We start from the raw sequence: 11,480 nt of genomic DNA, 5'->3' as shown, positions 1-11,480 counted from the left end.
TGTGATTCTTTGAAAATGGGTCGGTCTCATGAAAATTTTTCATCTAATAAAAAGATTGCAATGAATAAGATAGAAAAAATGAATATTTTTTGCTCTTTATTTTGATTTAATTTCTTTAAATGAATTAAAAACTTACATTTTTATAAGCAAAAAAATGATTATTTAAAGATGTAAAATTAATACATCTTTAAGGTGGAGAGTTTTATAATGCCGCGACTCCCCAAAACAACAATTCAGGCCAACCGTGTTTCATAGCTCTTCAGAATGGCTACTCAGCCTTAAGCCGAATTTTAAGATTCTTCCTGTCAAAGACCGACTCCTGTGTGGCCTTGGTGCACTGATTGGTCTGGCACTTTCGTCCCTGATCAGCTGGTGGGTGCTGGGTGATTTTCAAGCCTGGTATATTGCGCCGATGGGAGCTTCATCGGTACTGCTGTTTGCTGTACCTGCCAGTCCATTGGCACAGCCGTGGAATATGGTGGTCGGGAATACCATTGCCGCGATTGTCGGGGTGACTTGTACTTTGCTATTCCCAAGCTTAACACTGGCATTCAGTTTTGCCGTATCGATTGCGATTATCCTGATGCTGAGCACAGATTCGCTGCATCCACCAAGTGGTGCGGTAGCGATTACCGCAGTGCTGGGTGGCGATGCCGTGCATGAGCTGGGTTATGCCTTTGTGTTCTATCCGGTCTTGCTGAACTCGGTATTGTTGATGGTCGTGGCGATTGTGTTTAACCGGATGCTGGGGAAGGCCTATCCGCAGCAGATCCAGATCAATACCCGTTCCAAAGACCCGACACCAACCCAGAAAGTCACCATTCAGCCACAGGATATTCAGGCGGTGCTGGATCAGCAGACCCAGTTACTGGATATCAGTGAATATGACCTGCAAAAAATCATTCTGGAAGCGCAGAGCAAGGCCAGCGAACGTGCCGATAGCCCGTTCCTGTGTCAGGACATTATGAGTAAGGATGTGGTGAGCCTGCAGGAAACTAATGATATTCAGCATGCTCTAGCCAAATTCAGACAGATGAACCTGATGAGTCTGCCGGTGATCAATGCCGAGAAAAAACTGGTCGGCACGCTGGCCATGTATCAGGTGGTGGAATGGTTCCAGCGGGCCAGTGATATCCGTAGCGGCTGGGAATCTGAAGTGGGGCATATCATGAGCCGCAAGGTGGTAACAGTGCAGCCAAACCAGCCAATCAAGGATCTGGTGCCGTATTTTGTAGAACGCTCATTTAACTATATCCCGGTACTGAGTGAAGAGAGAGTCGTGGGCATTATCAGCCGTGCCGATATGATTGCTGCGCTGCATCAGGAGCTGAATGCATTTAAGTTGAGTGCCTGATCTGGACTGATTCCCAAAATAAAAAAGCACGCCGTGGCGTGCTTTTTTATGCGCTGAAGTTACAGGAAGAACCAGTAAATAAACAGTGAAACGATGAATACGCACATGATATTCAGCACGACACCCACCTTCATCATTTCAGACTGCCGGATATGACCGGAACCAAACACAATCGCATTTGGTGGTGTAGCCACAGGCAGCATGAAGGCACAGGAAGCACCAATACCAATCACGATCACCAGAATTTCCTTCGGCATCCCCATCTGGTCGGCAATGGCCGCGAAAACTGGTACCAGCAGGGCAGCAGAAGCCGTGTTACTGGTAAATTCGGTCAGGAAGATAATGAAGGCTGCCACGACAAAGATAATGAGCAGAGGGGAAGCATCACCAAAGGCATTGGCCAGGGTTTGACCCAGTACCAGCGAGCTGCCGGAATCTTTTAGAACCGCACTTAAGGTCAGACCACCACCAAACAGGAACAGCACGCCCCAGTCGGTATTGTCTGCCACCTGTTTCCAGGTGGCTGTACCTAGAATCACCACCATACAGGCGGCCAGAATCGCGATCCAAGTATCTGGCTGGCTGATGCCAAAGTTTTCAGTCAGCTTTTTACTGAAAATCCAGGCCAGTGCAGTACAGATAAACAGCACCATCGTCGCAATACGGGTGCGATTCCATGGAATGTCTTCAGTGACAAAATTTACTTTATGATTCAGCTTCGGACGTAGCACCAGATACAGGCTGACCAGCATGGCAGGCAGGATGATGAACATCATTGGCAAGCCGATTTTCATCCAGTCTGCGAAGGTATAGTCTAAAGCCTTGGCAGCAATCGCATTTGGCGGTGAACCCACGATAGTGCCCAGACCACCAATACTGGCGGAGTAGGCAATCCCCAGCAGAATAAAGACAAAGGTTTTGCGGTCTTTTTCTTCATCCAGATGGCTGAGTAAGCCCAGGGCTAGCGGTAACATCATGGCTGCGGTGGCGGTATTGGAAATCCACATCGACAGTGCAGCAGTCACAATGAAGATCGCCAGTACGGCAGCACCCAAGTGACCACCAGACATCGAGATAATCCACATGGCGATTTTTCGGTCCAGCTTCTGGATATGCAGTGCCGACGCAAGCGCAAAACCACCAAAGAACAGGAAGATGGTTGGGTCTGCAAAGGTGGTCAATGCAGCCTGTGTGGTGATCGGTACCAGTTCATCCCCTTTGGCCATGGGCATGGCCAGAATCACGGCCAGGATCGGCACAAGTAGGGCGGTAATGGTGATATGAATCGCTTCGGTTAGCCAAAGGATGCCAATGAAGCACAGCAGGGCCAGACCTTTATTGGCATTCTGGTCATAGGGCAAAATCTGGTACAGGCCAAAGGAGACAATGGCGGCGATAATAATCAGCACCCATCCTTTGACAAGCCCCTTGGGTATGGCATCGGTGGGAGTGGCGAGGTTTGGGCTTGTCATAAGCACCCTCCGTAGTGTTATCTAGCTAATTTTTATTAAGAATATATTGCTACTATATAGGCTTTTCAGTGCAGAGGAAGTAGATCACGGCAAAAATAAATTGTTCGAATGTTGTAATAGGCCGACGCTTTGCCAAAGGGTCTCCACGCCCAGCACCATCAGTAGACTGAGAATCAGGAGCTTGAAATGATGTTGGGACAGGCGATGCCGGATTTTGCTGCCGATCCAGACTCCGAACAGGGCAAAAATTGTAATGCCCAGTAGCAGGGACTGCTGTTGCGGGTTGATCTGAACCAGAATGGGAAATAGCAGCAATAACTGGATCAGTTTGCTGGCAATAAAGTTCAGGTTGCTGATAATCACAATATCGGTTTTGCTGAGCTGGCAGCTAAGCAGATACATCATCAGGAAGGGGGCCATGGCATTGGTGGCACCACCAATCACTCCGGCAAGCAGACCAAAACATAACATGCTGATCACATGGGGACTGGTTTTAAAGGATTTATCCCGTAGCTGATCCAGAACATAAAAAAGAATGACCAGACCCAGCAACAGTTTCAAATAGCCTTCATTCAGCCACAGCAGCAGTTGGACACCCAGCAAACTGCCCAGCAGACTGCTTAAAATCAGCGGCCAGTACAATTTCAGATAATGGCGAATGCTTTGCAGCAGGCTATGCTCTGAATCTGAATTCAGCATCAGCAAGTTGAGCATCAGGCAGGGCAGAATTACCAGTGTCACCGCCAGGTTTAAAGAATATTGTGTTGACAGTACTGCTGTGCTCAGCATTGGAAAGCCGAAACCGCTCAAGCCATGCAATAGCGCGGCAAGGGCACACAGGCACAACACAATCCATTCTGCTTGACTCATCCTGAATCCATTTTTTACTTGGTGTTTTATTTAACTTATCGATAAAACAGGCTTTTGGCAAAGCCTGAAGAAATAATTTAACAATCTGATAGGTTTCCCAAAAAACAGGCAAAAAAATGCTGTGGTCATTAGGGGAAATGCCACAGCAGAAAAGGGGTAAACGGACTAACTTTGATTAAGAATAAACTTCAATCAACTTCCTTTAAGAGTAACTTACAGCGGATCTTTGTTGATATCCCGGATTGGTCGCTGATACCCCATGGATTGATAGGGGGTATGTTCAACCATTTCCTGTTTTTTAGGGATCACCAGCCACAACACCAGATACACCAGAATCCCTGGAAAGGCCGCGCTCATAACGGATATCAGCACGAAAATCACGCGCAATAAATTTGCATTCCAACCAAAACGTTCAGCAATACCACCCATTACACCAGCAATCATGTTTGAGCGGTTAGAGCGATATAAACCAGTATTGGCCATCCAGGTCTCCTTAAAACTTGGGAAGAAAGAACAACAATGTTCTTAAATAAATATGGAGATTCATTCTGCTTTTTAAAGTGTCTGAATTCAGTTTATTGGTAAAGTTATGTAAAGGGCGATTAAGTATTTTTCCATAAATCATTAACATGAAGCCGAGGGGACTGTAATTCAATAATAACGTTATGTCCATCACTTTATAAAAACATCTGCAAGTATGTAATCTGGTTGAAATTAAATGAAATTTAAGCTTTTAAATGGAGTGAAAGTGCTGAGCTACGTGTCCAGTGCTGCGCTGCTCAGCATGCTGACCGTTGCCGGATGTGAAAAGCATTCCGGGAAGCCGATTAGCGATGCTGATCTGGCCTTGATTCCGAAAGAAGGTGTGCCGGTATCGATGGCCAATCAGGAGATGACATCTGAAAGTGCGGCAGCCAAAAAACTTACCGATATTGCCGGTCAAGCGACCATGCCTTTGCGGAATGATTCAACAGTTGGACCTGTGCCGGATTATGCCAAGGATTTTGTCGGGCGTTATTATACCGAAGTGTCCTGTAATGACGGTTTCTCTCCGTGTAGTGGTGGCAAGGCGATTTTTGTGCTGACTTTGGCTCAGGATGGCACCGTGTATCGCAGCATCCTGCAGCATGGCAAGGTGTTTACTTTCCAGAATAAGGTTGAAGCACCCAATTCAACCTATACCAAAGACCGTTGGGAAATGAACCCAAGCCTGAAGGAATTGAAGGTTTACCGCAAAGAAGGACTGGTGCTGTATTACGATGTCAAAGATGACACCACCTTGGTGATGAATATTGCGAAAACCCAGCAAGAAAACCAGCAGGAACTGATGGAAATGCATTACAAACTGCTACGAATTTCGTATCAGCTGACCAAAGATGTGAGGAATACTTTGCCTTAAAGGGTGAGATGGGAATATTGATAAAAATTAAAAAGCTAAAATAAGAATTATTAGAAAGTATAAAAAATATTTGTTTTAAATCAATCAAATAATCTTGGTGGGTTGTGTGGGGTTCGAACCCACGACCAATAGATTAAGAGTCTACTGCTCTACCAACTGAGCTAACAACCCTGAGTAAGGATTAGTGAACTTAAAGCAAAGCTTTAAAATTTCACCCGACCACAAGAAAAAATCTAAGACTTTTTCACAGTACATTCAAGTACTGTAGGTTTGCAATCGGTAAGCAAAATTTCGAGAATGGCAATACAAAACCGGGAATGGTTTGTTGTCTTGGTCGGAATATGCAGGTTTCGTTATCTTCGCAGACTGGAAGAAAGAAGCCCTAAGAAAGAATGGTGGGTCGTCCGCGACTCGAACGCGGGACCAACGGATTAAAAGTCCGCTGCTCTACCAACTGAGCTAACGACCCATTCGGATAATCAAAGTAGCTTTGATTGAAATTTCTAAAAAGAGTTTTTAGAAATGATGGTGGGCCGTCCGCGACTCGAACGCGGGACCAATGGATTAAAAGTCCACTGCTCTACCAACTGAGCTAACGGCCCATCAAGGGATATCAAATTTAATGGTGGGTCGTCCGCGACTCGAACGCGGGACCAACGGATTAAAAGTCCGCTGCTCTACCAACTGAGCTAACGACCCATATCATTTGATGGAGCGTATTGTAGCAAGATATGAAATCAGCGCAAGTAAAAAATAACAAAGTTGCCCATGTTTGATTATAAATACAACAATTTGAATTTATGTACACAAAAAATAGGCAACTTCAGCGTTTAGAAACGATATTGATAGGCCTGGATATTGGCAAAGATCTCAGGAGTTACATCGGTATAGGCATCGGTTCCTGGCAGCCAGACCAGCAGGCGCTCATCGGTTTTGCTTGGATCAAATGCTTGCTCTTTCAGTTTATTTTTCTGGTATTTAAAGGTACCAGTGGTCTCAACCTGTTTCTGTACCCGCAGGAATACCGGGACTGCATAAGCGGGCAGGCATTTCTTGAAACAGCTTAGCATTTCTTTCAGATCAGCCTCGTTCAACTGCGTATCTGGCTTCAAAGTAATCGCAGCCATACCGGCACGGCCATTGGTATTGGGAATTTCCACACCATAAACCACGGCTTCCACGATCTTGTCGTACTCGGTTAGCATGTTTTCCACTTCGGTTGTCGAAACATTCTCGCCTTTCCAGCGAAAAGTATCACCGAGACGATCGACAAACTGAGCGTGGCGGAAACCGATATCACGCACCAGGTCTCCGGTGTTGAAATAGGCATCGCCTTTGCAGAACACGTCTTTCATGATCACGGACTTGTTTTTTTCCGGGTCGGTATAGCCATCAAATGGTGAACGACGGGTAATTTTACCTATTAACAGACCAGTTTCGCCTTTTTTGACGCGTTTGCAGCGGCCTTTGGCATCACGGATTGGCTCGTTTTTATCCTTATCGAATTCAATGATCGCATACGGCGTTGGTGAGAAACCGACGGTGTTGTCAAAGTTGAATACATTACTGAAGCCAACGTTGCCTTCACTAGAAGCATACAGTTCCAGCACTTCTTCAATGCCAAAGCGTTCCTTGAACTTATCCCAGATATTTGGACGCATGCCATTCCCGATCATCTTTTTGACGCGGTGGCCTTTTTCCAGCTCAGATGGTGGCGCATCCATCAGGTAGCGGCATAGTTCACCAACATAGCCGATGGCAGAGGCATCGAATTTTTTCACGTCTTTCCAGAAGGAAGAAGTCGAGAATTTACGGCGAATGGCAAAAGTACCGGCACCGGCAATCACGCCACACCAGCACACCACCATACCAGTCGCGTGATAGAGCGGCAGGGTGCAGTACATCACGTCATCTGGTCCCAGATTCAGCACATGACCATAAGTCCCATAAGCCAGTGTCCAGCGGCTATTGGTGAAGATCACCGCTTTAGGCAGGCCTGTGGTACCTGAAGTATAGATATAGAACAGGCCATCCTTACCTTGCACAGTGTGGGTGGTCGATGGATTGAATTTCGGGAAGCTGTCAATCACTTCGGCCAGATTGACAAAACCTTCGGGTGCAGTGCCAACATCTTGTCGGGTCGGCTGATCTGCAAACCATTGGAAGCGGTCAGCGGCAATATTCAGGTCATTACGAATTTCTTCAACTGCATGACGGCATTCTTCACCAACAATCACAGCAATCGGTTTAACCAGATTAATGCTATGGGATAGTACTTTACCGACTTGAGAGGTGTTGAGCAGGGCAATGGTGACACCAAGTTTGGCCAGACCAATCACGCTGGCGACCATTTCCGGACGGTTCTCGACCATCACCGCAACCACATCACCTTTTTTTGCGCCGAGCGACAGGTAGTAATGCGCAATCTGGTTGGCCCAGCCATTCAGTTCTGAATAGCTAAAACGCTGGTCTTCAAAGTGCAGAGCAATCCCGTCCGGATTACGCTGCACCGCTTTTTCAAACGCCAGGCCCAGACCGGCAGGAGTATTCGGGGTACGTAAATAGGCCTGTTTCAGTCCATTTACCAGGTTCGGTACTTTTTTCAGGAAAGCAGGGATTTTGGCAGCGACATCAGCAATACCAATCAGATCATGTTGTGTGGTTTGGCTCATGGTAATCCTATTTCTTCTACGTATCCGATACGCGCAATAAATATGCAGTAACTGTCCATTGTATTTTTAATCGTTGATTCCAAGAGTAATCAACCTAATTTGACAGAATCTAGCAAAAAAAACCTAGCCACCGGAATGACTAGGTTTTTTTAGTTCACTGCAATTCGGCAAATTATGATTCAGTTGCAGTATTGGCTTTTTTCGGTGGACGACCACGTGGACGACGTGGGCGGGCAGGCGATTTCTCAGCTTTCGCTGGTGCTGCTTCCACTGTTTCAGCCTTTGGCTTAGCTGTTTCAGCTGCATTTTCTTCTGCAACTGGCGCTGCTTCTGCTGTTGATTGCTCAGCTTCCGCAGTTGCTGGTTCAGCCTGTTCAGCCAATTCTAGCTGTGCAGGAGCTTCAGCTACCTGTTCAGTCTTCAGCGCCTCTACAGTTTCAGCAGGCTCTGCTGCAACTGCTTGAGCTTCTGCAGCCGGTTCAGCTAGCGGCTGTTCAGCTTGTGCTTCAGCTTTTTCTTCAGTTTGTTGAGCTGCCTGTTTAGCCTGCTCAAGTGCTTGTTCTGCAGCAAGTTTTGCCAGACGACGACGTTCACGTGGATCATTCGCTACACGTTTGGTTGCTACAGGTTTAGGTGGAGTCAGATCCAGTACCGGAGCTGGCTCTGGTTCAGGCTGAGCTTTCGCTACTTCTACATCACGCGTTACGGGTTTCTTCTCAACAACTGCTTGAGCCGCAAGGCTTTCGTTGTACTGTTGAGTGAACTTGTCCAGTGCACGGTTGAAGGTTGCCATCAGGCCGAACTGTTCGATCAGCACTGAGCAGTCTTCACCGTAAACATGACGGATCAGCGTGCCGACAGTGTATTGACCAAGGGTTGGTACCTGACTTGGACGCACTTGTTCAACCTGAGCCTGCTGACCTTGTGCGGCACGACGGTCACGACGACGTTGACGTGGGTCATTGCTGGCACGGGTTTTTTCCGCAGCTTTCGGCGCTGCCTGTTCAAGTGCAGCCGCTGGAGCAGGTGGTTCAGTCAGTTCAACCGCTTCAGTTTTCTGTTCCAGTTCTGCTGCCATGGTAGCTACCGCTGGCGCCTTTTCAGGTGCAGTTTCAGCTGGAGCAGCAACCACAGGTGCAGTACCGTTCAGTGCCACGATTTCGCTTTGACCCTGGTCAATGTTCACGACCATCGCAGTTGCAGTTACTTCCTGACGCGGTGCATCAACAAGTTCGACACGCACTTGCTGTTCATTCACGACCGGAGCTTCAACCACTGGCGCTGGCGCAGCAGCTTGCTCGTTCAGCACGCTTTGATCGCGGTGGCGATTTGGACGTTCTGGACGTGGCTGGTTACGGCGGTCACGACGTGGCACATTTTGCTGTTGCTCATTGCCCTGATTATCACCTTGTTGTGCAGACTCGTTATGGTGCTGACGGCGAGAACCACGTTGTTTATTTTCACGTGCTTCCTGGCGTTGTTCCTGGCGAGACAACTGAACCACTTCTTCATGCACCTGATGTTGTGCATTGTCGTGCTGCTGAGAATCACGTGGCTCTTTGTGCTTGTTACGCTGTTTCTTGTTGCGTTGTGATTTCTCATGTTCAGCTTTTTCAGTCTGATCACGTTCAGGTTTGTGGACTACAGTCGATGGTGCCAGATAAGCATTGCTAGCCGCTGCAGGTGCGACTGCTGGAGCTGCCTGGACTGGCGCTGCTGCTGTAGGTGCAGCAACCTGACCGAACTGACCACGACTTACTGCGCCGCTGTTGACCATCTGTTCAATCGCTGCTGCGGCATTGTTTGCAGTACGGGATTGATCAATTGTGGTTGCCTGTTTTTGTACAAACAGGTTTTCTAGCCATGCACATGGGCTGGCAGTTGGAGCAGTAGCAGCTTGTGCAGGTGCTGGTTGTGCTGCAGCAGGTGCCTGCTGTGCATTCTGGTTATTGCGGCGTTTGTTGTTTTTGCCGTTTTGCGGTTGTGCTGGAGCCGATGCAATAGCAAGTGCGTGCTGTTCTTCTTCCAGATGCCATTCAGAAGCTTCGTAGCCCAACTCTTTTTCGCTTGAACGGGTTGCTTCAGTGCGTTCATAACTGGTTGGTGCAAAGCCTTCTGGGTTATAAGAAATCTCGTAATGTGGAGTTTCTAAGTGAGGGTGAGGCAGTACAGTCACACGAACATTGGAAGTCTGTTCCAGATATACTAGGCTGTGACGTTTTTCATTGAGCAGGAATGCCGCGATTTCTACTGGTACTTCAACCTGAACTTCACCATGACGTTCACGCAGGGCAATTTCTTCCACTTTACGCATGATTGAAAGGGATAGAGAACGCAGGTCACGAACCATACCGGTACCATGACAACGTGGGCAAACATAGCCAGTTGCTTCTTCAAGTGAAGGACGCAGACGTTGACGGCTCATTTCCATCAGGCCGAAACGTGACAGCTGGCCGAACTGGATCCGTGCACGGTCGCTTTGCGTTGCTTCACGCAGTTTCGCTTCTACCATACGCTGGTTGCGGTCTTTGGTCATGTCGATAAAGTCGATCACCACCAAGCCACCGATATCACGTAAACGTAACTGGCGTGCAATTTCTTCTGCAGCTTCAAGGTTGGTGTTCAGCGCGGTGTCTTCAACGTCCTGACCACGGGTTGATTTTGCTGAGTTGATGTCGATTGAAACCAATGCTTCAGTCTGGTCAATCACGATCGAACCGCCAGAAGGTAGTTTTACTTCACGTTCATAAGCAGTTTGAATCTGGCTTTCGATACCAAAGTGAGCGAATAAAGGCTCATTTAAAGTATAGGTTTTCAGCTTGTCTAACTGGCGTGGCATGACCGCTTTTACGAAGTTATAGGCTTCGTTGTAAGCTTGTTCAGAGTCAATCAGGATTTCAGCAACATCATCACGTAAATAGTCACGGATGGCACGAGTCACCACACCTGCTTCCTGATGTACCAGCATTGGTGATGGACCAGAGTTAGCCGTGCTTTGGATTTGCGCCCAAAGGTCTAGCAGATGTTGCAAGTCAAGTTGCAATTCTTCTTGCGTACGGCCAATACCTGCAGTACGTACGATCACGCTCATACCACGTGGTACGTTTAAAGACGCCAGCATTTCTTTCAGTTCTTCACGCACTGAACCGGAAATCTGACGGCTGATACCACCACCTTTCGGGTTGTTTGGCATCAAGACCAGATAACGACCAGCAAGTGAGATGAAAGTAGAAAGAGCAGCACCTTTGTTGCCACGTTCTTCTTTTTCAACCTGAACCAGAAGTTCTGTGCCTTCAGTAATCAGTTCACGGATATTTGAAGTCTGGCGAGGATCTGCCTTGAAATAAGAGCTTGCGATTTCTCGCATTGAAAGGAAGCCTTGGCGGCCTGCACCGTATTCAACGAATACTGCTTCCAAAGAAGGTTCTACGCGAGTGACGTGACCTTTATAGATATTCGATTTTTTTTGTTCACGGGTACGATTTTCTAAATCGAAATCGTAAAGACGCTGACCAGTGACAAGTGCAACGCGAATTTCTTCGGCATGTGTTGCATTAATCAACATACGTTTCATGGGTGTAACACCTTATAGTGATACACACCAAAAAATCGCTATTCACGTAGCGAACATCAAACATCACGGATCAATGGCTCAGATCGCAAATGTTTTGGCATCGTGGTCTGAGTCTTTTATTCCCGGCGTCTATTTTGAT

The 11,480-nt window shown here is 47.3% G+C and carries 7 protein-coding genes and 4 tRNA genes; 2 read left to right on the top strand and 9 right to left on the bottom strand.

Going from position 1 to position 11,480, the window contains the following annotated elements:
- The first annotated feature begins 244 nt into the window (after positions 1–244).
- A complete protein-coding gene (locus ABEF84_RS13605; RefSeq protein WP_347453221.1) occupies positions 245–1,354 on the top strand; it encodes an HPP family protein in 1,110 nt (369 codons plus the stop codon).
- A 59-nt stretch (positions 1,355–1,413) separates the two neighbouring features.
- Here ABEF84_RS13605 and ABEF84_RS13600 read toward each other — a convergent pair whose 3' ends face one another.
- From ABEF84_RS13600 to ABEF84_RS13590, 3 genes are all read right to left on the bottom strand, one after another.
- On the bottom strand, positions 1,414–2,826 hold the full coding sequence (locus ABEF84_RS13600) for a DASS family sodium-coupled anion symporter (protein WP_347453220.1): 1,413 nt from the start codon (positions 2,824–2,826) through the stop codon (positions 1,414–1,416).
- 84 nt (positions 2,827–2,910) lie between these two features.
- A complete protein-coding gene (locus ABEF84_RS13595; RefSeq protein WP_034587911.1) occupies positions 2,911–3,696 on the bottom strand; it encodes a TSUP family transporter in 786 nt (261 codons plus the stop codon).
- Between the two features lie 213 nt (positions 3,697–3,909).
- The gene (locus tag ABEF84_RS13590; RefSeq protein WP_034587912.1) at positions 3,910–4,179 is read right to left on the bottom strand and encodes a PspC domain-containing protein; all 270 of its coding nucleotides are present in this window, start codon (positions 4,177–4,179) and stop codon (positions 3,910–3,912) included.
- A gap of 235 nt (positions 4,180–4,414) precedes the next feature.
- On the opposite strand from ABEF84_RS13590, the gene ABEF84_RS13585 reads away from it, so the two are divergent.
- On the top strand, positions 4,415–5,095 hold the full coding sequence (locus ABEF84_RS13585; RefSeq protein WP_347453219.1) for a hypothetical protein: 681 nt from the start codon (positions 4,415–4,417) through the stop codon (positions 5,093–5,095).
- 95 nt (positions 5,096–5,190) lie between these two features.
- On the opposite strand, the gene ABEF84_RS13580 is transcribed toward ABEF84_RS13585, so the two are convergent.
- From ABEF84_RS13580 to ABEF84_RS13555, 6 genes are all read right to left on the bottom strand, one after another.
- Positions 5,191–5,266 (bottom strand) — tRNA-Lys (locus ABEF84_RS13580).
- A 222-nt stretch (positions 5,267–5,488) separates the two neighbouring features.
- Positions 5,489–5,564: transfer RNA gene (locus tag ABEF84_RS13575), tRNA-Lys, on the bottom strand.
- A gap of 57 nt (positions 5,565–5,621) precedes the next feature.
- Positions 5,622–5,697: transfer RNA gene (locus ABEF84_RS13570), tRNA-Lys, on the bottom strand.
- 21 nt (positions 5,698–5,718) lie between these two features.
- A tRNA-Lys gene (locus ABEF84_RS13565) sits at positions 5,719–5,794 on the bottom strand.
- Between the two features lie 131 nt (positions 5,795–5,925).
- Complete coding sequence (locus ABEF84_RS13560; protein ID WP_347453218.1) at positions 5,926–7,767, bottom strand: long-chain-acyl-CoA synthetase; 1,842 nt, start codon at positions 7,765–7,767, stop codon at positions 5,926–5,928.
- Positions 7,768–7,939: 172 nt separating this feature from the next.
- Positions 7,940–11,341, bottom strand: a complete 3,402-nt coding sequence (locus tag ABEF84_RS13555) for an Rne/Rng family ribonuclease (RefSeq protein ID WP_034587917.1) — start codon at positions 11,339–11,341, stop codon at positions 7,940–7,942.
- Positions 11,342–11,480: the final 139 nt, after the last annotated feature.

Source organism: Acinetobacter sp. ANC 7912, assembly GCF_039862785.1.
In the GTDB taxonomy this organism is placed as follows: Bacteria; Pseudomonadota; Gammaproteobacteria; order Pseudomonadales; family Moraxellaceae; genus Acinetobacter; species Acinetobacter thermotolerans.
Note: the sequence above shows the minus strand (reverse complement) of the source record. Positions and strands in the feature narration are given on the sequence as shown.

What these genes read in the sequence shown, in the direction of transcription:
- ABEF84_RS13600 (WP_347453220.1), bottom strand. Translation starts at nt 2,826, where the DNA reads ATGACAAGCCCAAACCTCGCCACTCCCACCGATGCCATACCCAAGGGG.
- ABEF84_RS13595 (WP_034587911.1), bottom strand. Translation starts at nt 3,696, where the DNA reads ATGAGTCAAGCAGAATGGATTGTGTTGTGCCTGTGTGCCCTTGCCGCG.
- ABEF84_RS13590 (WP_034587912.1), bottom strand. Translation starts at nt 4,179, where the DNA reads ATGGCCAATACTGGTTTATATCGCTCTAACCGCTCAAACATGATTGCT.
- ABEF84_RS13585 (WP_347453219.1), top strand. Translation starts at nt 4,415, where the DNA reads ATGAAATTTAAGCTTTTAAATGGAGTGAAAGTGCTGAGCTACGTGTCC.
- ABEF84_RS13560 (WP_347453218.1), bottom strand. Translation starts at nt 7,767, where the DNA reads ATGAGCCAAACCACACAACATGATCTGATTGGTATTGCTGATGTCGCT.
- ABEF84_RS13555 (WP_034587917.1), bottom strand. Translation starts at nt 11,341, where the DNA reads ATGAAACGTATGTTGATTAATGCAACACATGCCGAAGAAATTCGCGTT.